We start from the raw sequence: 22,031 nt of genomic DNA on the forward strand, positions 1-22,031 counted from the left end.
CTCAGAGGGTGAGGACGAGCTTGCCCTCGGCGCGGCGCTCCTCCATCTCGGCGATGGCCTCGCCGGCTTTCTCGAGCGGACGCACGGGGCCGAGCACCGGCTTGAGCGCGCCGCTCGCGACGAGGGGCTCGATGGCCTTCCACTGCTCGGGCACCGTCTCGGGGCGGGGCATCCAGAACGCACCCCAGCCGACGCCGACGACGTCGATGTTGTTGAGGAGCAGGCGGTTGACCTTGACCTCGGGGATCGAGCCGCCGGTGAAGCCGAGCACGAGCATGCGGCCCTCGACGCCGAGGCTGCGCAGGGAGTCGGTGAAGCGGTCGCCGCCGACCGGGTCGACGACGATGTCGACGCCGCGGCCCTCGGTGATTTCCATGACGGCGTCCTTGAAACCCTCCGGCGCGATGGCGTGGTCGGCGCCCGCAGCCGTCGCGATCTCGCGCTTGGCTTCGCTCGACGCGACGGCGACGACCTTGGCCCCGCGCGCCTTCGCGTGCTGGATCGCCGCGATGCCGATGCCGCCGGCGGCACCGTGGACGAGCACGGTCTCCCCCTCGGCAAGGCGGCCGCGTCGGTCGAGCGCGAACTGCACGGTGAGGTAGTTCATCGGCAGGGCCGCGCCCTCCTCGAAGGAGACGCCGTCGGGCAGCGCGAAGACGAACGGCGCGGGCACGGCCACGCGCTCGGCGAGGCCACTGAAGCCGGGGAAAGCAACGACGCGGTCGCCCTCACCGAACCCCGAACCCTCCGGGGCCCTGACGACGACGCCCGCCACCTCGGAGCCGAGGACGAAGGGCGGCTCGGGCTTCATCTGGTAGAGCCCGCGCGTCAGCAGCGAGTCGGGGTAGCACAGGCCCGCGGCCCGCACCTCGACGAGAACGTCGCCCTTACCCGGGGTGGGCTCGGCGATGTCGTTGATCTCGACGGCCGACGGGCCGTCGAGCGTGGTGACCTGTACTGCGCGCATCGTTCTTCTCCTTGGTGCGGTTCGTCGGGTGTCGAGTGGTTCAGGCGGTGGGGTTCTCGCCCCACGGCAAGGGGGTGGTGCGGTTCACCGCGAGCAGGGCGTCGAGCGCGGCCTCGCAGTGCTCGACGAGTTCGTCACGGCCGGGGCGTTCGCCCTCGGCTTCGCCGCTCGTCCACGACAGGGCCAGGTCTTCAACGTAGGCGAGCCAGCCGCGGATCGTGACGGGACTGGCGCTCACGCCGTCGTCGGCAAGGGCGTCGAGGACGAAGTCGGTGACGCGACCGCGCCACGTGTCCGCGGCCTCCGCGCCGCCGAAGTCGCTGAGGTTGCCGCGCACGAGGGCGATGTAGATCTCGCGTCGTCGCGCAATGCGTGCGATGTAGCGGGTGATGACCTGGCGCAGCGCTTCACGCCCGGTGGCGTCGGCGTCCGGTTGTACCGTGTGAACGACCCGGCGCCCGGCGGCGTGCACGACAGCCTCGTAGTACGCGGCCTTCGTCGGGAAGTAGTGGAAGAGCAGGGCGCGCGAGATGCCGGCCTCGGCGGCGACCTCGTCGAGCGAGACCTCCTGGATGGGGCGGTACGCCAGCTTCTTGAGGCCGATGATGACGAGTTGCTTGCTGCGCTCGTCCTTCGTCAGGCGTACCCGCTTGGTCGGGGCGGTGGAAATCTTCTCGCTCACTCTATTGAGCATTGCTCAATAGAGTGAGTACAGTCAAGACATGGATCTCACCGTCTCCCCCCGCGCCCAGGAACTCGCCGACGAGGTGGACGCCTTCGTCCGCGAGCGCATCGAACCCGCTGAAGAAGAGATTCAGCACTACTACGCCGAGCTTCGCTCCAAGGGCGAGAACTCGTTCGTCGTTCACCCGAAGATCGAGGAGCTCAAGGCCGAGGCGCGCGAAGCGGGCCTGTGGAACCTGTTCCTGCCCGAGGGCGAGGGCGACGAGTGGGCCGAGCGTTTCGGCACGCGCGGCGGCAAGGGCCTGTCGAACATCGACTATGCCGCCATCGCGGAGAAGACCGGCCGCACGCCGCTCTCGCCGATGATCTTCAACTGCAACGCCCCCGACACCGGCAACATGGAGGTGCTGCTCAAGTACGGCACCAGGGAGCAGCAGGAGGAGTGGCTCGTGCCGCTGCTCGAGGGCAAGATCCGCTCGGCGTTCCTCATGACGGAGCCGGCGGTCGCCTCCTCGGACGCCACGAACATGGACGCGCGGGCCGTCATCGACGGCGACGAGGTCGTCATCAACGGTCGCAAGTGGTGGAGCTCGGGCGCCGCGCACCCCGACTGCAAGGTCTTCGTCTTCATGGGCCTGAGCGACCCCGACGCCGACCGTCACGCGCGTCACTCGATGATCCTCGTTCCGGCCGACGCACTCGGCGTCACGATCAAGCGCGCGCTGCCCGTCATGGGTCAGCTCGACGAGCCTCTCGGACACTGCGAGGTCCTCCTCGAGGACGTTCGCGTGCCCGTCTCGAACATCCTCGCCGGCCCCGGCAAGGCGTTCGCCATCGCGCAGGGACGCCTCGGCCCGGGCCGTATCCACCACTGCATGCGCCTGCTCGGCCTCGCCGAGATGGCTCTCGAGCGGGCGTGCACACGCGGCACGGAGCGCGTCGCGTTCGGCAAGCCGCTCATGCTGCTCGGCGGCAACCGCGAGCGTCTGGCCAAGGCCCGCATCCAGATCGACATGGCGCGTCTGCTCGTGCAGCAGGCCGCGTGGAAGCTCGACAACGGCGGCACGCAGGCCGCGCGCGTCGACGTCAGCGCGATCAAGGCGATCGTGCCGAACATCGCGTGCGACGTCATCGACTTCGCCATCCAGATCCACGGCGGTGGCGGCATGTCCGACGACTTCCCGCTGACGAGCGCCTACGCCACCGCGCGATCGCTGCGTCTGGCCGACGGTCCGGACGAGGTGCACCTGGGCATGGTCGCCCGCGAGGAGCTGAAGCCCTACCTCGCCGCCACCTCCGGGGGTGCAGGGAAGTGACGACGCTCGACGACGTCGAGGCCAACGCGGGAGCGATGCGCGAGGAGGACGCGTTCGACGTGGCCGCCGTCGCGCAGTGGCTGCGCGAGAACGCGCACCCCGAAGCCGACACGAGCGCTCTCGACGGCACGCCGGAGGTGCGACAGTTCACGGGCGGGGCGAGCAACCTCACCTACCTCCTGCGCTACCCGGAGCGCGACCTCATCCTGCGACGCCCGCCCTCGGGCACCAAGGCCAAGGGTGCACACGACATGCGCCGCGAGCACGACATCCAGCGCGCACTCGCGCCGCACTTTCCCGCCGTCGCGCCGATGGTGGCCTTCTGTGACGACGAGTCGGTCATCGGCAGCGACTTCTACGTCATGGGGCGCCTCGACGGCATCATCCTGCGTCAGGAGATCCCGCCGGAGATGGGCCTCGACGAGGCCGGCGTGCGCAGGCTGTGCGAGACGGCGATCGACGAGCTCATCGCGTTGCACTCGGTCGACGTAAAGGTCGCGGGGCTGGAATCGTTCGGCAAGGGCGAAGGCTACGTGCGTCGTCAGGTCGAGGGGTGGTCCGCGCGCTACCGCAAGGCCCGCACTCACGGCGAGGAGCACGGCACCGGTTCGTTCGAGACGGTCATGGCGTGGCTCGACGAGCACCAGCCGCAGGACGTCGCGAACTGCCTCATCCACAACGACTACCGCTTCGACAACTTCGTGCTCGACAAGGACGACCCGACGCGCATCCTGGGCATCCTCGACTGGGAGATGGCAACCCTCGGCGATCCGCTCATGGATCTCGGCGGGGCCCTCGCCTACTGGGTGCAGGCCGACGACGACGAATTCATGCGCGGCTCACGCCGTCAGCCGACGCACACGCCGGGCATGATGACGCGCGACGAGGTGTGGAGCTACTACGCCGAGAAGTCCGGGCGCACGATCGACCCGAAGGATCAGCTGTTCTACGAGGTGTTCGGGCTGTTCCGCCTGGCCGTCATCGCGCAGCAGATCTACTACCGCTACGCGAACGGGCAGACGCACAACGCCGTCTTCAAGCAGTTCCGCCCGATGGTCAACTACCTTGAGTGGCGCTGCGAGAAGCTCATCGGCGCGAACGGGGACGGCGCGTGAGCGTCGTCTACCTCGTGCGTCACGGCCAGGCCAGCTTCGGGCGCAGCGACTACGACAAGCTGTCGCCGCTCGGTGAGGAGCAGGCGCGTATGACGGGCGCCGCCCTCGCCGGGTGCGGCGTGAAGCCCGCCCTGCTGGTCACGGGTTCGCTTCAGCGCCAGCGCGTCACGGGTTCGCGCATGTGGGAGGAGGCCGGCTGGGAGGCTCCCGTCGACATCGACGAGGGGTGGAACGAGTACGACCACGACGCCATCGTCTACACGCACAAACCGGCGTACACGAACCAGGCCGTCATGCAGGCCGACCTCGCGCGCCGCGGCAACCCGCGTCGGGCGTTCCAGGAGATGTTCGTCGAGGCCACCGGTCGGTGGACGTCGGGTGAGCACGACGACTACGACGAGACGTTCGCCCAGTTCGCCGACCGCATCATGCTCGCGCTGGGGCGCGTGACGTCGCGGCTTTCCTCGAGGCAGGACGCCGTCGTCGTGTCGTCCGGCGGGCCGATCTCCTGGGTGGCCTCGCACCTGCTCACGAGCTCGCCGAAGGAACGCGCCGTCTCGAGTGCGGGCGCCGCGGGCGTCAGTGACGCCGCGGTGGCCGTCTGGCACAATCTCAGCGCCACGACGGTCAACGCGTCCGTGACGAAGATCCTCGTCGGGCGCACACTCACGGCACTCACGGTGAACGACCACAGCCACCTCCAAGGTCGCGAGGGGTACGTCACCTACCGTTGAGTCGCCCGATGGCGAGGCCCCTCTGCGGCGTGAGGCGACGCGGTGCGTCCCCAGCCGACTTCTCACCCTCTCGGGTAGGGTTCCGAGTCGCCCGTCCGACTAGCGACCGGCGATTCACCCATGAGGAAGGAGTGCCCGTGGCCGAGTTGAAGCGCCCTGGTGCGGCCCTCCACTTCATCGAGTCCGGCCCGCGGAACGCCCCCGTGGTCGTGCTGGGGCACGGGTTGTTCTTCACGGGGTCTCTCTTCCACCATCAACTCGACGCACTCGAACAGCAGTTCCGTTGTGTGAGTTTCGACTGGCGCGGGCACGGGCTGACGTCGGCCCGCGGCCCGTTCGGGATGAACGACCTCGTCGACGACCTCGAGGCGCTTCTTTCGACGATCAACCGGCCAGTGCACTACGTCGGGCACGGCTTGGGCGGTTCGGCGGCCTTGCCGCTCGCGGCCCGGCGAGGTGAACTCTTCCGTTCCCTCACCTTGCTCGGGGCGTCGGCGAACGCGGAGGATCCCGACGACGCGTACTGGTACCTGCGCCTGGCCAACCGCTATCGGCGCCTCGGCGGGTGGGCGGTTCGCCCGAAACTCAGGCAGGCGCTCTTCTGCGAGGCGAGCCTGCGCAGCGGGCAGGTGCGGCGAGAGGTCGACCACTGGGCCGAGGAGTTCGGGCAGCCGTCGCGAGCCGAGTTGCGCCACGCGATCCGCGCGTTCGCGAACCGCCGCGGCACACAGCCAGAGGCCCACAGCCTCCGAGTTCCGACACAGCTCATCGTCGGCGAGGACGACACCGTCAATCCGCCGTATCGCAGCAGGCGGCTCGAGGAGCTCATTTCGGGCGCCGAGGTGCACACGGTCGAAGGGGCCGGGCACGCGGTACCGCTCGAATCGCCGCAGACGGTGACTCATCTGGTGCGCTCGTTCGTCGAACGCGTGGAGCACCTCCCCCGCCACTGACGCCGCCTCCCCCGACCCGTCACGTCGGGGCCGTATCGTGGCGGCATGCGCGTTCTCGTCACCGGCGGTGCCGGTTTCATCGGCTCCCACACCGTGCTCGCCCTGCTCGAGGCGGGCCACGAACCAGTCATCGCCGACAACTTCGCGAACTCAAGCCCCAAGGTGCTTGAGCGCTTGGAGCAGATCGCCGGGCAGCCGGTGACGTGTCACGAGGTCGACCTCACGGACGTCGCGGCCACGAGCGCCCTCGTCACGGATGTGAAGCCCGACGCCGTCATCCATTTCGCCGGGTACAAGGCCGTCGGTGAGAGCGTCGAGAAGCCGCTCATGTACTACGCGAACAACCTCGACTCGACGTTCGCTGTGCTCTCGGCGATGACCGAGCACGGCGTGGAGAAGTTCGTGTTCTCGTCGTCGGCGACGGTGTACGGCCCGGATGCGCCGCTGCCGTATCACGAGGAGTACGAGCCGCTTCGCGCGACGAACCCGTACGGCTGGACGAAGGCGATGATCGAGCAGATCGTCACGGACGTCGCGGCCGCGAGCCCCGGTTTCAAGGCGGCGCTGCTGCGTTACTTCAACCCCATCGGCGCGCACGAGAGCGGGCTCATCGGGGAGGACCCGAGCGGCATCCCGAACAACCTCATGCCGTACATCGCACAGGTGGCCGTGGGGCGGCGCGAGAAGCTGGGCGTCTTCGGTGACGACTACGACACGAAGGACGGCACCGGCGAGCGCGACTACATCCACGTCGTCGACCTCGCGGCCGGGCACGTTGCGGCGCTCGACCACCTCGACGCGATGAGCGAGTCGGCGCGTGCGTTCAACCTCGGTACCGGGCAGGGCACGAGCGTGTTCGAGCTGCTCCACGCGTTCGAGCGGGCGTGCGGCAAGGAGTTGCCCTACGAGGTGGGCCCGCGCCGTGCGGGTGACCTGCCGGTCACGTACGCCGACCCGACGCGCGCCCGCGAGGAGCTGGGCTGGAAGGCCGAGAAGACGATCGACGACATGTGCGTCGACACGTGGCGTTGGCAGTCGGCCAACCCGAACGGGTTCGGCGGCTGAAGCGCCGATGACGAGTTGGGCGCGCACGATCGCGGACGACCCGAACCACTCGACCTGGTACGTCGAGCGGATGCGTGGGCTGGCCGCCGACGGTGAGGATCTCGCAGGCGAGGCGCGTTTCGTCGCGGCGCTCGTCGGGCCGGGTTCGCGGGTGCTCGACGCCGGATGCGGACCAGGGCGAGTCAGCGGCGCGATGAAGGCGCTGGGGCTCTCGCCGGTCGGCGTGGACCTCGACCCCGTGCTGCTCGACGCGGCGCGTGAGGACTGGCCGGGCATCCGCTTCGAGCAGGGCGATCTCGGCGCATTGCCGTCGGGCCTGCTCGAGTCTCTCGGGGCCCCGTTCGACGCCGTCGTGTGCGCGGGCAACGTGTTGCCGTTCATGGAGGACGGCGCGCAGGCGCGGGCGCTTGCTGCGTTGTTCGCGGCGGTGCGCGACGGCGGCCGCTTGGCCGTCGGGTTCGGCACGAACCGCGGGTACACGCTGGAACAGTTCGTGGCCGACGCCGAAGGCGCCGGCTGGCGCCGCGACGCGCTGTTCTCGACGTGGGAGATGCACGCACGTGACGACGAGTCCGACTTCGTCGTCGGGGTGTTCACGCGGGCGTTGTAGTGCTCGCCGTCGTCGATACTGCGGGCGTCGCGCTCGACGACACGTTCCTGCGCGTCGACGCGGTGGTGTTTCGAACAACGTCGGAGATCGCTGACGACACCGAGCTGCTGGGCGCGCTCGTGCGACATCGCGCGTATGGGCACGACTACGCCTCACCATTCGACCCGGACTCACCGTCGCTGTCCCGGATTCGGCACGGCCGGTGGTGGCTGTGGGACCTCGGCCCGGATCAGTTCGTTCCGTGCACCGCTGACGAAGCCCGCACAACTCTGACGAGGTGGGCCACGGAGCAGGACTGGAGCGACTCCGGCTTCGTCGTGAGCGACACCGCCTGGGGCGGTCTCGCCGAAGTGTTCGGCTGGTTCGAGTCTGCGACCTCGTTGTACCGGTTGGTCGGCCCGGGCACCGCGCACGAGCACAACTACGGTTTCGTCATCGGAGCATGCGGCTTCCACGAGTTCGTCGCCATCGACCGCGCGAACCACCTCGTGCGGCTCGTCGTGGCGACCGACGATTGAACCGCTCCGGCGCGCGGGCCGAAACCTGAGGCACCCTCGCCCCATGAGCGACGACAACGCGCGATACACCCACGGCCACGAAGAGCCGGTCCTGGACGCTCACGCCGACCTCGTAGCGCTCGATGCCGTCGATGCGGTCACGACGGCTCGCTCCATCGCACAATCGACATCGTTGGTTATCCTCGCGGCATGCGTGCATCCAGCGTGACCATCACCGAGGTAGGTTCCAATGCGCGCGACCTCTTGGCCCTGCGTTACGAATGGCATGACATGTCGGCCACCGATACCCAGTTCGACGAGCGTTTCCACGAGTGGTGGCGGTCGGAGCGTCACCACCGCCGCGCCACCGTCGCACTGACGAGCGAGGAACGCCCAGTGGGTATGGCGAACGCGCTCATCTACTCGCGGATGCCGAGCCCGGGCCGCCCTCCCGCGCGCTGGCTCTACGCCGCGAACGTTTTCGTCAGCCCCGAGTTCCGGCGGCAGGGCATCGCGGGGCCGCACTCATGTCGGAACTGGTCGAGCACGCCCGCGCTGAGGGCATGGTGCGGGTGGTTCTCGCGCCGTCGGAGATGTCGAAACCGCTGTATCGCTTCCTCGGTTTTCGGGTGGCTGACGACCTCATGCGCCTCGATCTCACCTGAGTCCGTAGCGCGAGGCGATGATTTGCTGACCCTCGCATGAGGCCATCTCGTACACCGCCGTAGCGACCGACGACTGAAGCGCCCCAGCGCGAAGGTCGGATCCTGGGGCACCCTCGAGCCATGACCGACGAAAAGAACCCGCGATACACCCACGGCCATGACGAGCCTGTCTTGCGCTCCCACACCTGGCGCACCGTTGAGAACTCCGCCGCGTACCTCATGCCCCACCTCACGCCCGAGGTCCATCTGCTCGACGTCGGCGCAGGGCCGGGCACGATCAGTGTCGACTTCGCGCGGCGCGTCGGCTCCGTCACCGTCGCCGAGACGAGCGAAGACATCCTGTCGTTGTCACGACGCGCCGCGCAGGACGCCGGTGTGACGAACATGGAGTTCGCCGTCGAGGACGTTCACGGCATGTCCTTCGCGGACGACACCTTCGACGTCGTCCACGCCCATCAGGTTCTTCAACACGTCGCAGACCCGGTGGCGGCGCTGCGCGAGATGGCTCGCGTGACGAAGCCGGGCGGTGTCGTCGCGGTTCGTGATGCCGATTACGGTGCCATGACGTGGTGGCCGGAGACACCTGGAATCGAACGATGGCGGCAGAGCTACTCGCGCGCCGCGCGGGCCAACGGCGGCGAGCCCGACGCCGGACGACGCCTGCTGGCCTGGGCTCACGCGGCCGAGTTGGTAGATGCTCGGGCATCCAGTTCGACCTGGACGTACGCGACACCGGATGAGCGCCGTTGGTGGGCCGATTTGTGGGCCGACCGTGTGAGCCGGACCGCCCTCACCGAACAGCTCGTGGAGGGGTCTGTCGCGGGATCGAACGACGTGGACGTCATGGCGGCGGCGTGGCGATCGTGGGGCGAGCACCCCGACGGCTGGTTCTGTGTTCCTCACGGTGAGGTGCTCTGGCGCAAACCCTGACGGGACACTCTCCCGGAACGGGGCACGCGGTGTCGGGCGTCAGTGCGCCAGACGCGTGGATCGTGTGGTGCCCGTCGGTTGTCCGCCGGTCGTCGATCGTGAAGCCCGCGTGCTCCAACTGCTCTTCCCACCAGGTTTCGCTGCGCTTGTTCACCATGACGTTCATCGACTGGCCATAGCCCTCGGTCTTGATGCGTGAACCGGAGCCCACATCCCCGCCCTCACGTCGCCATTCTCGCGGCCCACTCAGGCGATGAGTGCGTAACCCTCGCGCGAGGTGATTTCGTACGCCGTCGGGTCGGCGGGGTCGGTGCGGTACCAGGCGCCGGTCGGCGAGTTCCAGACGCACACTCCATCGGTGCGCATGGCCACGGCCCACCCGCCGAACGTCTTGGCACGGTGGTGGTGGCGGCACAGCAGCTGCAGGTTCGCAGCCGACGTGGCGCCGCCGTCGGCGTACGGCACGACGTGGTCGGCATCGCAGAACTCGCCCGGGCGCATGCAGCCGGGGAAGCGGCAGTGCTCGTCACGCTGCTCGACGAACCGGCGCGTGGTGATCGACGGGCGGTAGGTGAATCGCGACGTCCACCGCGTCACGCCGCGCTTCTCGTCGACGAGGGCGACGGTGAAGGCGGCACCGACCGTCGAGGCGAGGCGCTCCACGCAGGCCGCCGACACGACACCGACGCCGGGCACGTGCAGGTCGGCGACTCGCGTCGTCGAGCGCGGGGCGGTTGCGGCGCGTCGCTGACCTGCCGAGGCGCCGACCCCGACGCCATCACCGTTCTGCCCCGCACCGAGCGGAGCAGCGCACCCCTGACTGCGGACGACGGCACCGAATGAAACGGGCATGCCGCTCCCCTGACCGGCGAAGGGCATGGTTGTGCCTGGGGTGACGCCGTCCTCGAAACAGCGCACGGGCACGGTGAGCCGCACGATGGGGTCGAATCTCACGGAGCCGAGGAGCAGGTCGACGAAGGCATCGACCCGCGCCCGGTTCATCCGATACCGCGTCGCGCCGCCGTGCAGACGCTCGTGTTCCTGCGCCAGCTGGCGCGCACGCGCATCGATGGCGGCCTGGACCTGCCACGCCTGGTCGGCGTCCATGACAACGGTCATCTGCGTGAGCCTGGGCTGATCGGGGTGCTCGCGGAACGAGACCTCGACGAGCGCCTCCGACGCGTCCTCATCCGCCGGCGTCGACAATCCGAGCGAGGCAAGGAGCCGCCGCACACGACGCTTCACTGCGGCCGAACCGCCCAGCAGCGCCCGACCGGACACGAGCATCCCCTCGACGCTCTCCCGCTCGGCCGGCTCAAGGTGTTCCAGTTCGCGAAGCACGGTCTCGCAGGTCGTCATGCGCATCTCCCCCGCACCGGCCATGACGAACATGCGAGGCAACGAGGCTCGCACGGCGTCACCCGCTTCGGCCCACGCCTCCGCGGTACCGACACGGACTCCGAGTCTGGCCGCCAAATCGTCGGCAGCGAACTCGCCGGGCACGAACTGACGCGGGTCGCTCTCCCACTGGTCGACCTCGAGAACGTCGTGTCGCGTGACGACGCGAGCGTGGGCCGCCGCGAAGGCGTGCATCGTGGCGTCGGCGCTGCGCGAGACGTACGCGGCCGTGACGGTGAGCTCTTCGAGGGCGCGTCGCTCGGCGTCGAGTTGGGCGAGTTCCTCATCAACGGTTACCGCGTCCACCGCGAGCGCCGACGACTCACCCCAGTCGATCGTCGAACGAGCCGCGACCTCGAAGAGCTCGACGCCCATCGCGTGCCACGCCTCGACTCGCGCTTCGAGAGGCAGCGCGCGAACGGCGGCCAGCACCTCGGCCACGGCGTCACGCTGCGTTGTCTCCATGCCTCATTTTATCGAACTTATGTTCGATTATCGAGCGAAAAGTCCGCCCAAATTTACCGGAGAGAAGCGGTCAGACACCGCCGCCAGCAGCTGACGCAGTTCGGTGCACCTGACGCACGTTTGAGTCTGCTCAGACTGCGTCACACGCACCGAAATGCACCAAGTGCTCACCGGGCTCCGCCACGGTCACCCCCCGGGGGGTATGCCCCGGTGCTTGACGCAGTTCGGTGCACCTGACGCACTCTGAGCCTGCTCAAACCGCATCAGCTGCACCGAAGTGCGTCAGCTGCACCAAGGCCCCCAACGCAAACGCCGCTGGGGCGTCACATCTTCTCGGGCGTCTCGATGCCGAGGAGGCCGAGGCCGTCGCTGAGCACCTGCAGCGTCAGGGCGCACAGGGCGAGGCGCGAGTCGCGCACGGCGTCGTCGTCGGCCTTGAGCACCGGGCACTTCTCGTAGAAGGCCGTGAACGCCGTCGCGAGTTCGAAGAGGTAGGCGGCGAGCCGGTGCGGTTCGAGCGTCTCGCCGACGAGCGCGACGACGGCGCCGTAGTCGAGCAGCTTCAGCGCGAGCGCGCGCTCGGCGTCCTCACCGATCGTGATGGCGGACGCAGGCGTCGCACCCGCGTCGGCGGCCTTCGCGAGGATCGAGCGGATACGCGTGGCGGCGTACTGCAGGTACGGGCCCGTGTTGCCGGTGAGCGCGAGCATGCGGTCGAAGTCGAACGTGTACTCGCTGTCGTGGGAGACCGACAGGTCCGAGTACTTCACCGCGCCGATGCCGACCTGGCGCGCGACGACGGCGCGCTCGGCGTCCGTCATGTCGGCCTTCGACTCCGCGACGACCTTCTCGGCGCGCTCGATGGCCTCGTCGAGCAGCTCCATGAGCCGCACCGAGTCACCCGAACGCGTCTTGAGCATCTTGCCGTCCGCGCCGAGCACCGAACCGATCTGCACGTGGATCGGCGTCGACTCCGGCCGGATGTAGCCCGCCTTGTCCGCCGCCGACCACGTCATGCGGAAGTGCAGGTTCTGCGGCGCGCCGACGACGTAGACGAGCCGGTCGCCGAGCAGATCCTGCGAGCGGTGCCGGACGGTGGCGAGGTCGGTCGTCGCGTAGCCGTAGCCGCCGTCGCTCTTGCGGATGATGAGAGGCACGGGAGCGTCGTCACGGCCGGTGAACTCGTCCTGGAAGATGCACAGCGCGCCGTCGGAAATCCGCGCGATACCACGCGACTCGAGGTCCTCACAGATGCCCGCGAGTTCGTCGTTGTACGTCGACTCGCCCGCGAGGTCGGCGTCCGTCAGCGTCACGCCGAGCGTCGAGTACACCCGGTTGAAGTACGCCTTGGAGCGATCCATGAGCTTGTTCCAGTGCGCCAGCGTCTCCGGGTCGCCGCCCTGCAGCAGCGTCACCCGCTTGCGGGCCCGCATGTTGAAGTCGCCCTTCGAGCCGGCCGGCTCCGCCTTCTCCGCCGTGTCGAACTTGACGCGCGCGGCCTGGTAGAACGCGTTGGGGTCGGTCTCGAGAAGCTCCGCCTCCGGGCTGTTCTCGCCGACCTCGAGCAAGTGCTCGATGAGCATGCCGAACGGCGTGCCCCAGTCGCCGACATGGTTCTGGCGCACGACGGTGTGCCCGAGGCGCTCGAGCACGCGCGCGAGCGAGTCACCGACGACCGTCGTGCGCAGGTGGCCGACGTGCATCTCCTTCGCCACGTTCGGCGAGGAGTAGTCGAGCGGAATGACCTCGAGCTTGCTCGGGGGCAGGACGCCGAGGGTGCCGTCGGCCAGGATCGTGGAAGCCTCCGCGGCCACCCAGTCCGTCGACAGCGTGATGTTGAGGAAGCCCGGGCCGGCGATCTCGACGTCCGAGATGAGCTGCATCGCAGCGGAGTCCGCCTTGAGCGCCTCGACGATGGCCGTCGCCACCTCGCGCGGGTTCTTGCCCACCTTCTTCGCGAGCGCCATCGCCGCGTTGACCTGCACGTCGGCGCTCGTCTGCTTCTTGTTGGCAGGGCGGATGACCGGGTCCGCGTCTCGCCACTCCTCGCCGAACGACGTGGCGATGGCGTTCTGAACGAAACCGGTCAACGAAGCGATGGGATCTGCCATACGTCAAGGTTAGAGCGGCGGCGCAAATCAGTTCTGCTTCGTCGAACGGCCCGTCGGCCCACTGCGTGAGAACTCGGGCGGAACCTCAGCGAGGCTGACGGCGTCGGACTCCCCGAGTCTGTAAGACTGACGACGAAGAATTGCACCCCACGGGAGGAAACACCATGAAACTCCGCAGCACGGCTGCCGCCGTCGCGATCGCCGCCACCGCCACGATGGGCCTGGCGGCCTGCGGCGGCGAAGAAGCCCCCAAGGCCAAGGACGCCTGGAACGCCTCCCAGGAGTCGGCCGGCAAGTACAAGAGCATGGAGGTCAAGGCCTCGGGCAAGAGCAACGGCAAGCCGGCGAGCTTCACGATCAAGGGTGACGTCGACGGCGACCCCCAGACGCTCTCGGGCGAGATGGAGGGCGGCAAGATGGAGGCCGTCATCGTGGGCAGCAAGTCCTACATCAAGGCCGACTCCGCCTACTGGAAGTCCGCGATGGGCAACAGCGGCGCCTCGAGCGCGATGACGTCGATGATGGCCGACAAGTGGGTCGAGTCCCCCGAGAGCAACAGCGGGGACACGAGCGACACGCTCAAGGACCTCGTCAAGGAACTCAAGGACGACAACAACGCGTCCAACAAGAAGCTGCTGTCTGACAAGGCCACCGTCACCGACGAGAAGGTCGACGGCAAGGACGCCTGGAAGATCGAGAGCGAGGACAAGAAGGTCAAGGCCTGGGTCTCGAAGGAGGACTCGCGCGACGTCCTCAAGGTCGAGGGCTGGGAAGCCAAGGGCTCGTCCAACGGCGAGGAGATGACGACGGTCAACTTCGTCTCGCACGACAAGGACTACGGCATCAAGGCGCCGAGCGGCGCCAAGAAGATGACCGACCTCATCAAGGGCTGACGCTCCGATGACGACGACGGCGCCGCTGCGTCCTCTCAGCGTGGCCTCGGCCGTCACCGCGCTTCTCGCGGTGACGCTTTCGGGGTGCACGATGGGCTCGGACGCGGCGGCGCCGTCGCGTTCGGGCGCGGCGACGCCGGCGTCGTCCTCGAGTTCGTCCAGCTCATCGAGCACGACGCTGCCCTCCGCCACGGCTGCCTGGAGCAAGACGCAGGACCACATCGATGCCTACACCTCGCTGCGGGTCGACGGTCGTGACGCGATGGACGAGAAGTCTCCACGGGCGATCATCACCGGAGACCTCGACACCGACCCGAGCGACATCGTTTTCACGAGCGACGAGATCGGCAACTTCACGTTGCGGCGCATCGGCTCCGACATCTACCTCAAGGGCGACGACGCCTACTGGAAGGCCGTCGCGGAGGACGACCCCACGCTCCCGGACGCGTCGTCGTTGGCCGACCGCTGGGTCAAGGCACCTGCGTCGACCTGGGAGGACAACGATCTCGACGACTTGTCGATCAAGCCGATCTTCGACGCGATGACCGACGACAGCGACCCTAAGTGGAAGACGCTCGCCTCCGACGACGCCGAGCTCACCCGAGACACGGTCGACGGGGTGGACGCGTACAAAATCACCGGCGCCGACGGTGACACCGTCGTCTGGGCGAGCGCCGACGGCAAGTACAACCTGCTCAAGATCGAGGACGCCTCACCCGGTGAGGACGAGTTCGCCCTGGCCTCCTTCTCGCGCTGGAACGAGAAGTTCGAGGTCACCGCCCCCAAGGGCGCGCTCGACCTGGGCTCGGCCGACCCCGAATCAGGCACCGAGAAGACGACCTGACACGCCGGGCACTTTGGGCGCGCCACGCGCGTTTGGCACAGTGGCTCACCGCCGAGCCTCCCCGACGCGATACGGAGTCACCCCTCATGACGCTGCGCACCACGGCTGCCGCCACGCTGACGACGGGCGCCGCCCTCCTCGCCCTGAGCGCCTGCGGCGGAACACCGAGCGCCGCTGACCTCACGAAGGACGCGAAGGCGTCGTCGACGTCCGCCAAGTCGACCTCCGTCGACATCGTCGGCTCCGTCAACGGCACGCGCACGACGTTCAGCGCCTACGGGGCGACGAACGGCTCGAACCAGAAGCAGATCCAGACGCAGGGCAGGGCCTCCTCCGAGGGGCTCGTCATCGGCAAGCAGGCCTACCTCAAGGCCAACACCGACTTCTGGCAGCAGATCGGCGCCAACGCCACCGACGCGAAGAAGCTCAACGGCAAGTGGTGGAAGGGCGCGGCCAACGATCCCGCCTCCAACCCGGCGCTCGACGTCAAGCAGATGCTCACCGAGTTCTTCGACTCCGAGGACGGCAAGAAGCTTGCGTCGAAGGACGCCAAGGTCACCGAGACGAAGACCGCGGGCAAGGACACGTACACCGTCAGCGCCTCCGACGCGAAGGACGCGGTCAAGCTCGTCGTCACCCGTGACGACAAGCCGCAGGTCGTCAAGATCGAGAACTACAGCTCCAAGCTGACGAACACGAAGGCGAGCTACACGTTCTCGAAGTGGAACTCCGTCGAGACGTACAAGGCCCCCTCGGGAGCGAAGCCGATCACGTCCGTGCTGGGCGGCCAGTCCGGTTCCGGCGCATCGGGTTCCACGGGCAAGTGAGGCCCGTGACACATCCCACCCGCAAGTGAGGACCTAGGTCCTCTGGAGATCGGAAACTCCTGAGTAGCCTTTCTTGTGAAAGTCTTCACAAGTCTCGTCGAGGGGTCACAACCGATGGATGTCCTGGAACTGGCGCGGTGGCAGTTCGCCATCACGACCGTTTACCACTTCCTGTTCGTGCCGATCACGATCGGCCTTTCGGCCCTGGTCGCCGGCTACCACACCGCCTGGCTGCGCACGAACAACACCCAGTACCTGCGCCTCGCCAAGTTCCTCGGCAAGTTGTTCACCATCAACTTCGCCCTGGGCCTCGTCACCGGCATCGTGCAGGAGTTCCAGTTCGGCATGAACTGGAGCGACTACTCGCGCTTCGTCGGTGACATCTTCGGTGCGCCCCTGGCCATCGAAGCGCTCCTCGCCTTCTTCCTCGAGTCGACGTTCCTCGGCCTGTGGATCTTCGGTTGGGGCCGCCTGCCGCGCGCTCTGCACGCGGCCTGCATCTGGATCGTGCACATCGGCACGCTGCTGTCGGCGTACTTCATCCTCGCTGCCAACTCGTTCATGCAGAACCCGGTGGGCTACCGCTTCAACCCGGAGACCCAGCGCGCCGAGCTCGTCGACTTCGGCGCCGTGCTGCTCAACAAGGTGCAGCTCGTCACCTTCCCCCACGTCGCGTTCAGCTCGTACATGGTCGGCGGCGCCGTCGCCATGGGCGTCATGCTCTGGAACCTGCGCAAGCGCACCCTCGAGGCCCGCGCGGCCGCTGACGCCGTCGAGACGGGCGGCGCGACGAAGGTCGCCCCCACCGCCGACGACCTCACGATGTACCGCAAGGCCTCGCGCGTCGGCGCCATCGTCATGCTCGTCGCGAGCCTCGGCGTCGTCGTCACCGGAGACCTCCAGGGCAAGGTGATGACCGACGTGCAGCCGATGAAGATGGCCGCCGCGGAAGCCCTCTACGACACGTACGAGAAGGACGCCCCGTTCTCGATCTTCACCGTCGGCACCCGCGACGGCAAGGAGGAGAAGTTCGCCGTCACCGTGCCGAACCTGCTCAGCTTCCTCGCCACGGGCGACTTCCACGGCAAGGTCGAGGGCGTCAACGACCTCGAACCGGAACTGCAGAAGAAGTTCAACGAGGGCAAGCTCACCTCCGCGGACAGCTACACGCCCAACATCATGTGGTCGTACTGGAGCTTCCGCTGGATGATGGGCTGGGGCGGCATCTGCATGGCCATCGGCGTGTGGGTGCTGTGGATCACCCGCAAGGGCCGCAACCCCGTCAACCGCTGGATGGGACCGGCCGCCCTCGTCGGCGCGCTCTCGCCCGTGTTCGCCATGAGCATCGGATGGATCTTCACCGAGATCGGCCGCCAGCCGTGGGTCGTCTACGGCGTCATGACGACGAAGCAGGGCGTCAGCCCCAGCGTCTCCGCCGGCGAGGTGCTCACCTCGATGATCGTGTACACGCTGCTCTACGGGGCGCTCGCCGTGGTCGAGGTGAAGCTCTTCATGGACTACATGAGGAAGGGCGCCGAACCCGTCGCCGACGACGGGGAAGACCTGCCCGGTGGGCACTCCGACGGTTCGAAGAACGACGACGAACTCTCGTTCGCGTACTGACAGGGAAGTTGAACGATGGAACTCACCACCTTCTGGTTCATCATCATCGGCGTCCTGTGGACGGGCTACTTCGTCCTCGAGGGCTTCGACTTCGGCGTCGGCATGCTCCTGCCGGTGCTCGGCAAGGGCAAGGCGGACTCGACGGATCAGGTGACGGACCCCGTCACCGACCACATCGACGAGAACGAGAAGCGCCGCCGCGTGCTGCTCAACACGATCGGCCCCGTCTGGGACGGCAACGAGGTGTGGGTGCTCACCGCCGGTGGCGCCACCTTCGCGGCCTTCCCGCACTGGTACGCGACGCTGTTCTCCGCGGCCTACCTGCCGCTGCTCATCATCCTCGTCGGCCTCATCGTGCGAAACATGGGCTTCGAGTACCGCCACAAGCGCGACTCGGACTCGTGGCGCAAGGGCTGGGACGCGGCGATCATCGTCGGCTCGTTCATCCCGGCCATCCTGTGGGGCGTCGCGCTGACGAACATCGTGCGCGGCCTGCCGATCGACGCGGACATGGAGTTCACCGGCAACCTCTTCACGCTGCTCAACCCCCTGTCGCTGCTCGGCGGCATCGTGACGATGCTCGTCTTCATGACGCACGGCTGCTTCTTCGTCGCGCTCAAGACGGACGGCGCCATCCGCCACGACGCCCGTGCGCTCGCGACGAAGACGGGCCTCGCGGCCGCCGTCCTCGCCGTCGTGCTGCTCGTGTGGCTGGGCATCGAGGTCGGAACTGTCACCTCGTGGGTGACGTCGGTGCTCGTGGCTCTGTTCTTCCTCGCGGCTCTCGCGTTCAACCTGCGCGGCAAGGAGGGCGCAGCCTTCGCGGGCACGTTCGTGGCCATCTCGCTGTTCGTGCTGACGTACTTCGTCATGCTCTTCCCGAACGTCATGCCGAGCACGACGAACGCGGCCTGGTCGCTCACCACGGAGAACGCGTCGAGCTCGCACCACACGCTCGTCATCATGACGTGGGTGGCGCTCATCTTCACGCCGCTCGTGGTGCTCTACCAGAGCTGGACGTACTGGGTCTTCCGCAAGCGCATCACGACCAAGCACATTCCGGAGGCCGTCGACCCGAGCAGGCCCGACCCGATCAAGGTGCACTGAGTTTCGCTTGTCGCACGAGGACGCCGCCGCCCGATTCGGGCGGCGGCGTTGTTCTACGCGCCCTCGTTGACCCCGACTGCGTTCGAAACGGGCCTCGGGTGCTCAGCGAAGCGCGCTTGACGTTCAAGTGCATCCCTCCGCTCGTTCAATCGGCGAAGCTCACGTTCAACAAACGAGCGATCCAGACGCCTTCCGGACGGCCCCATGTATCGAACGACTACGACAAGAGGCGGAACAGCAAACAGAATGGCAGCAAGGGAGAGTGCGCCTAATACTTCCGACCCTCCTTGTACGCCCTGCCAAATCAACAGAATTAGAGGCCCTGGTCCCAGAATAGCAATAGCTCCCATAGATAGATAGCGAGTGGTCGACAGGTCGAGCCTTGCTTCACAAATCAGATTGGGAAGAGGAATGGCTGGAACGCTGACCGTTAGAGCGAGTGCAGAAACCGTTACCAGGCTCACTGTGCCATCCAAGACAAGTTGACAACAGGCAGTGACCACCAAGGTGACGGCAAGCACCAGAAGGGCCTCACCAGCCCGCGCCTTGAATGTACTCCTCCTAGGCAAGAGCGCTCTAAATTTTTCGAGCGCGCGCTGCCTCTCCATCAAAGTGTCGAGGGCAAGAGATGCTTCGCTCCATCGAGGAAGCGAAAGGACACCATACGTCGCAGCCATCGCAGCAACAAGTGCCACAGCCAAGACCGATCGAGGAACCGAATAGGCCTCCTTAGCGCCGGGCACCAAGGACAGCGAGGCCAACAACCCAGCTACTGCCATAAGACCGCGGATAACTGTCATCGCCACAACGAAGCCCACTCTGTCCACGGCAGAGACCTCTGGCTGATCCGGCCCTTTGCGCCCATCTAGAAGAATGCCCAATACGGCAGAAACCCACAGCGTAGTGGGATATCCGATTAGAATATCATTGGACCAAGTGTCCCTCGTCGCGCGAATATCACGGACAGTTAAGCGCCTGTCCATTATCTCAAATGCCACAAGGGTGGCGGCCCCAGCCGCCATGAGAAAAATCGCCAACACTCCAAGAAAGAGCCACGCTGATTTTCGAACTTCAGACAGGGCGGCACGCACTTCGGGTACAGAACTACTATCAGGTCTGTCTCCGGAGGAAGCGCCCCTCGTGGGCGAGGACAGCAGTTCTCTTACGCCCATCATCGCACCCTCCCCCCATCACGCCTTTTCCACCGCAAGCGATCCGCCGCCAAGGTTTGCGTTTCCGCACCCCAACGCCGCGCGGAGAAATTGGCAAGCCGATCATGGTGCGCGAGGGCGGCCTCGACAACCTCGGGGATCGGGCGCCCCAACAGTGCTCGGGCCTCCTCCTCGTTCTCGGCGTCGGGAGCCGCACACGTCCAACCCGAAAGCCTGCCGACGGACATCTTGCCCGTCACGACGGATCGACCATCGCCCACGGGTAGGAGGTAGACGAAGTGCTCCCCGTATCTCACGAGTCGATCGGCAAGCTCAGGGCGCTGACGCGCGAAATCGTCGGCGACCTGCTTGAGCGTCAGTACGTCATTGAATCCGGACGTCATTTCTGAGGTGGGAAAATTCATGCCTCAGAGAGTGGCACCCAGCACTGACAACCCTCAGGCGCCTAGGACGGTGGCGCCCCTCTCAGCTCTCGACTCCGGCGTCCTCGAAGTGCACGTCACCCTCGACGAAGATCGGACGACCCGATGCCTGCCGCCAGATCGCGTGATCGAGGAGGGTGCGCGGCAGCTTTCGCTCATCCGCAACGGCGCTCACCAGAAGCGCGGCCTCCACGGGCTCAACCGGTCGATCGAGGACGCGCTCCACGTAACGCACGACCATCCGATCGGCCTTGACTCCGGGGATACCCGCCAGCATGAGGAAGTAGATCCACGTAAGCCCCGAACGCTGCCCTGGGAGCGCGAGCCATTCCTTCTTGACCGGTGAACTGGCCTGCTTCTCGGGATCCATGAGGGCACCCTGAACGTCGTCAATGGTCTCGAGACCGACGTCGGCCAAGAGCTGGGCGGCCTGAACGACCGCCGTCGCCTTGAAGGGTGCTTCCTTGCTGGGCCAGCAGCGCCAGTGTTTCGTCGCGTCGGCCAGCGCAGTGTCCCCACCCCAACGCTCAACGGCCTTTAGTAGATCAGTCGATGAATCCGTCGTGGCCTCAGCCACTTCGGACTCTCGTCGTTCGACATAACGGTTCACCGCGTCGACGACACCGGAGTACCTGTTACCCGTCGAATAGATGGAGTCGATCAAGCACAAGGCGACGCTGCGATAGGCCTCGGGTTTGAACCACCTCGACTCGTCACCCAAGTCACGACGCACTGCAGCGGCAAGGCGCTCCACATCAGAGTTCTCGATGTTCCTCATGGCCGGATCGTCGCACAGCACGGAGTCGCTCGAACCGGAAAGCGTCGAACTCCGCTGCCCGATGAACGCTGTGCCCGGCGTTCACGCTCGTGCCGCGGGTCGCCGGGCGTCAATACGTTGCCAGAGGGGTTCTCGCCGGCCCCTACCGCGGCACCTCGACGAACGTCGTCACGCGGGTGACGGCGGGGCGGCGCGGGGTAGAACTGAACCCGAAGTTCGGCTCGGGCGCGACGTCGGCCAGCGCTCCCACCGGCTCGCCCGCCCACGTGCCCTCGATGTGCTCGACGGCATGCAGATCCTGGGCGAGATAGTGCTCGCGCCGCCCGTTGCCCGCCGTACCCGAGGTGCGCACGCCCGTCATCACCCGGCGCGCCACGGGGTCGATGAGGCGGGCCGTGAGCGGGTGGACGAGCGGCCCGCGCACCGGCAGCAACGGCGCAGCCAGGAGCAGTCGCCCTCCCACTGCGAGCGACAGCTGCAGCTCACCTGCCTGGACCACCCATCGCTCGCCCCCGTCACGAACCGAGCGATCCACCACGACATCGACGAGCGTCACCCCATCGAACTGGTAGGTGCCCGACACGTACTCGGCCACCTGCTCGCTCGGGGCCAGCAACTCCCGGCACCCGTCGGGGTGCGCCACCATGACGTCGGCGAACGCACCGAGGGGCGAACGCTCCCACACCCCGACGACGAAGCGCCGCCCGGACGTCGAGCCTGCGCCCGCGATGTAGCCGTCGAAGCGGTCGCGTCGGTACGTCGTCATGCCGTTCCTCCCTCAGCGAGAGCCGTGGCGCCTTCGCGCTCAGGCGCCGAGCGACCCTCCCGGTCTCGCTCGAGCCATCCCATCACGGA

Annotated in this window: 22 protein-coding genes and 1 pseudogene; 16 read left to right on the top strand and 7 right to left on the bottom strand. The window is 67.2% G+C overall.

What is annotated here, in order from left to right:
- Nucleotide 1: 1 nt before the first annotated feature.
- The gene (locus tag IM689_RS02135; protein WP_193642672.1) at nt 2-967 is read right to left on the bottom strand and encodes an NADPH:quinone oxidoreductase family protein; all 966 of its coding nucleotides are present in this window, start codon (nt 965-967) and stop codon (nt 2-4) included.
- Between the two features lie 40 nt (nt 968-1,007).
- Entirely contained in the window at nt 1,008-1,649 is a 642-nt protein-coding gene (locus IM689_RS02140) for a TetR/AcrR family transcriptional regulator (RefSeq protein WP_319803760.1), read from the bottom strand.
- 40 nt (nt 1,650-1,689) lie between these two features.
- Here IM689_RS02140 and IM689_RS02145 point away from each other — a divergent pair, with 40 nt between their 5' ends.
- From IM689_RS02145 to IM689_RS02190, 11 genes and pseudogenes are all read left to right on the top strand, one after another.
- A complete protein-coding gene (locus tag IM689_RS02145; RefSeq protein WP_193642673.1) occupies nt 1,690-2,967 on the top strand; it encodes an acyl-CoA dehydrogenase family protein in 1,278 nt (425 codons plus the stop codon).
- Nucleotides 2,964-4,082, top strand: coding sequence for a phosphotransferase family protein (locus IM689_RS02150; protein WP_319803761.1), 1,119 nt, complete (start codon nt 2,964-2,966; stop codon nt 4,080-4,082). The genes IM689_RS02145 and IM689_RS02150 overlap by 4 nt, the downstream gene beginning before the upstream one ends.
- On the top strand, nt 4,079-4,816 hold the full coding sequence (locus IM689_RS02155; RefSeq protein ID WP_193642674.1) for a histidine phosphatase family protein: 738 nt from the start codon (nt 4,079-4,081) through the stop codon (nt 4,814-4,816). Before IM689_RS02150 ends, IM689_RS02155 begins: the two co-directional genes overlap by 4 nt.
- 137 nt (nt 4,817-4,953) lie before the next feature.
- Complete coding sequence (locus IM689_RS02160) at nt 4,954-5,769, top strand: alpha/beta fold hydrolase (protein ID WP_193642675.1); 816 nt, start codon at nt 4,954-4,956, stop codon at nt 5,767-5,769.
- A 45-nt stretch (nt 5,770-5,814) separates the two neighbouring features.
- Nucleotides 5,815-6,834 carry a UDP-glucose 4-epimerase GalE gene (gene galE, locus IM689_RS02165; protein WP_193642676.1) on the top strand — a complete coding sequence of 340 codons (1,020 nt, stop codon included), beginning with the start codon at nt 5,815-5,817 and terminating at the stop codon, nt 6,832-6,834.
- A 7-nt stretch (nt 6,835-6,841) separates the two neighbouring features.
- A complete protein-coding gene (locus tag IM689_RS02170) occupies nt 6,842-7,444 on the top strand; it encodes a class I SAM-dependent methyltransferase (protein ID WP_193642677.1) in 603 nt (200 codons plus the stop codon).
- Nucleotides 7,444-7,962, top strand: a complete 519-nt coding sequence (locus IM689_RS02175) for a hypothetical protein (protein WP_193642678.1) — start codon at nt 7,444-7,446, stop codon at nt 7,960-7,962. Before IM689_RS02170 ends, IM689_RS02175 begins: the two co-directional genes overlap by 1 nt.
- A gap of 43 nt (nt 7,963-8,005) precedes the next feature.
- Nucleotides 8,006-8,170 (top strand): hypothetical protein, encoded by a 165-nt coding sequence (locus IM689_RS02180; protein WP_193642679.1) that lies wholly within the window; start codon nt 8,006-8,008, stop codon nt 8,168-8,170.
- Between the two features lie 62 nt (nt 8,171-8,232).
- Nucleotides 8,233-8,397, top strand: a pseudogene (locus tag IM689_RS14840) (GNAT family N-acetyltransferase); the annotation flags it as partial.
- Nucleotides 8,398-8,468: 71 nt separating this feature from the next.
- Nucleotides 8,469-8,606, top strand: coding sequence for a GNAT family protein (locus IM689_RS14550; RefSeq protein ID WP_227484449.1), 138 nt, complete (start codon nt 8,469-8,471; stop codon nt 8,604-8,606).
- A 120-nt stretch (nt 8,607-8,726) separates the two neighbouring features.
- Nucleotides 8,727-9,536 (top strand): class I SAM-dependent methyltransferase, encoded by an 810-nt coding sequence (locus IM689_RS02190; RefSeq protein ID WP_193642680.1) that lies wholly within the window; start codon nt 8,727-8,729, stop codon nt 9,534-9,536.
- Nucleotides 9,537-9,782: 246 nt separating this feature from the next.
- On the opposite strand, the gene IM689_RS02195 is transcribed toward IM689_RS02190, so the two are convergent.
- Both IM689_RS02195 and argS read right to left on the bottom strand, forming a co-directional pair.
- Complete coding sequence (locus IM689_RS02195) at nt 9,783-11,399, bottom strand: HNH endonuclease signature motif containing protein (RefSeq protein ID WP_193642681.1); 1,617 nt, start codon at nt 11,397-11,399, stop codon at nt 9,783-9,785.
- Between the two features lie 323 nt (nt 11,400-11,722).
- Nucleotides 11,723-13,510, bottom strand: coding sequence for an arginine--tRNA ligase (argS, locus tag IM689_RS02200; RefSeq protein WP_193642682.1), 1,788 nt, complete (start codon nt 13,508-13,510; stop codon nt 11,723-11,725).
- Nucleotides 13,511-13,674: 164 nt separating this feature from the next.
- Between argS and IM689_RS02205 the strand changes: the two genes are divergently transcribed.
- The 5 genes from IM689_RS02205 (at nt 13,675) to cydB (ending at nt 18,804) form a co-directional block, all read left to right on the top strand.
- Entirely contained in the window at nt 13,675-14,403 is a 729-nt protein-coding gene (locus IM689_RS02205) for a LolA-like protein (RefSeq protein WP_193642683.1), read from the top strand.
- Nucleotides 14,404-14,410: 7 nt separating this feature from the next.
- The gene (locus IM689_RS02210) at nt 14,411-15,247 is read left to right on the top strand and encodes a hypothetical protein (protein ID WP_193642684.1); all 837 of its coding nucleotides are present in this window, start codon (nt 14,411-14,413) and stop codon (nt 15,245-15,247) included.
- 86 nt (nt 15,248-15,333) lie between these two features.
- Nucleotides 15,334-16,074: a hypothetical protein gene (locus IM689_RS02215; protein ID WP_193642685.1), complete on the top strand. Its 741-nt coding sequence runs from the start codon at nt 15,334-15,336 to the stop codon at nt 16,072-16,074.
- Nucleotides 16,075-16,188: 114 nt separating this feature from the next.
- Entirely contained in the window at nt 16,189-17,697 is a 1,509-nt protein-coding gene (locus tag IM689_RS02220) for a cytochrome ubiquinol oxidase subunit I (RefSeq protein WP_193642686.1), read from the top strand.
- Nucleotides 17,698-17,712: 15 nt separating this feature from the next.
- Complete coding sequence (gene cydB, locus IM689_RS02225) at nt 17,713-18,804, top strand: cytochrome d ubiquinol oxidase subunit II (RefSeq protein ID WP_193642687.1); 1,092 nt, start codon at nt 17,713-17,715, stop codon at nt 18,802-18,804.
- Between the two features lie 1,171 nt (nt 18,805-19,975).
- Here cydB and IM689_RS02230 read toward each other — a convergent pair.
- From IM689_RS02230 to IM689_RS02240, 3 genes are all read right to left on the bottom strand, one after another.
- Nucleotides 19,976-20,380 (bottom strand): hypothetical protein, encoded by a 405-nt coding sequence (locus IM689_RS02230; protein WP_193642688.1) that lies wholly within the window; start codon nt 20,378-20,380, stop codon nt 19,976-19,978.
- A gap of 61 nt (nt 20,381-20,441) precedes the next feature.
- A complete protein-coding gene (locus IM689_RS02235; RefSeq protein WP_193642689.1) occupies nt 20,442-21,176 on the bottom strand; it encodes a heme peroxidase in 735 nt (244 codons plus the stop codon).
- A gap of 142 nt (nt 21,177-21,318) precedes the next feature.
- Nucleotides 21,319-21,942, bottom strand: a complete 624-nt coding sequence (locus IM689_RS02240) for a hypothetical protein (RefSeq protein ID WP_047310648.1) — start codon at nt 21,940-21,942, stop codon at nt 21,319-21,321.
- Nucleotides 21,943-22,031 lie beyond the last annotated feature (89 nt).

It is taken from the genome of Dermacoccus barathri (genome assembly GCF_015070805.1).
GTDB lineage: Bacteria > Actinomycetota > Actinomycetes > Actinomycetales > Dermatophilaceae > Dermacoccus > Dermacoccus abyssi.

Excerpts from the sequence above, each read along its gene's own strand:
- IM689_RS02135 (WP_193642672.1), bottom strand. The coding sequence starts at position 967 with ATGCGCGCAGTACAGGTCACCACGCTCGACGGCCCGTCGGCCGTCGAG.
- IM689_RS02145 (WP_193642673.1), top strand. The coding sequence starts at position 1,690 with ATGGATCTCACCGTCTCCCCCCGCGCCCAGGAACTCGCCGACGAGGTG.
- galE (WP_193642676.1), top strand. The coding sequence starts at position 5,815 with ATGCGCGTTCTCGTCACCGGCGGTGCCGGTTTCATCGGCTCCCACACC.
- IM689_RS02170 (WP_193642677.1), top strand. The coding sequence starts at position 6,842 with ATGACGAGTTGGGCGCGCACGATCGCGGACGACCCGAACCACTCGACC.
- IM689_RS02180 (WP_193642679.1), top strand. The coding sequence starts at position 8,006 with ATGAGCGACGACAACGCGCGATACACCCACGGCCACGAAGAGCCGGTC.
- IM689_RS14550 (WP_227484449.1), top strand. The coding sequence starts at position 8,469 with ATGTCGGAACTGGTCGAGCACGCCCGCGCTGAGGGCATGGTGCGGGTG.
- IM689_RS02190 (WP_193642680.1), top strand. The coding sequence starts at position 8,727 with ATGACCGACGAAAAGAACCCGCGATACACCCACGGCCATGACGAGCCT.
- IM689_RS02195 (WP_193642681.1), bottom strand. The coding sequence starts at position 11,399 with ATGGAGACAACGCAGCGTGACGCCGTGGCCGAGGTGCTGGCCGCCGTT.
- argS (WP_193642682.1), bottom strand. The coding sequence starts at position 13,510 with ATGGCAGATCCCATCGCTTCGTTGACCGGTTTCGTTCAGAACGCCATC.
- IM689_RS02205 (WP_193642683.1), top strand. The coding sequence starts at position 13,675 with ATGAAACTCCGCAGCACGGCTGCCGCCGTCGCGATCGCCGCCACCGCC.
- IM689_RS02210 (WP_193642684.1), top strand. The coding sequence starts at position 14,411 with ATGACGACGACGGCGCCGCTGCGTCCTCTCAGCGTGGCCTCGGCCGTC.
- IM689_RS02215 (WP_193642685.1), top strand. The coding sequence starts at position 15,334 with ATGACGCTGCGCACCACGGCTGCCGCCACGCTGACGACGGGCGCCGCC.
- IM689_RS02220 (WP_193642686.1), top strand. The coding sequence starts at position 16,189 with ATGGATGTCCTGGAACTGGCGCGGTGGCAGTTCGCCATCACGACCGTT.
- cydB (WP_193642687.1), top strand. The coding sequence starts at position 17,713 with ATGGAACTCACCACCTTCTGGTTCATCATCATCGGCGTCCTGTGGACG.
- IM689_RS02230 (WP_193642688.1), bottom strand. The coding sequence starts at position 20,380 with ATGAATTTTCCCACCTCAGAAATGACGTCCGGATTCAATGACGTACTG.
- IM689_RS02235 (WP_193642689.1), bottom strand. The coding sequence starts at position 21,176 with ATGAGGAACATCGAGAACTCTGATGTGGAGCGCCTTGCCGCTGCAGTG.
- IM689_RS02240 (WP_047310648.1), bottom strand. The coding sequence starts at position 21,942 with ATGACGACGTACCGACGCGACCGCTTCGACGGCTACATCGCGGGCGCA.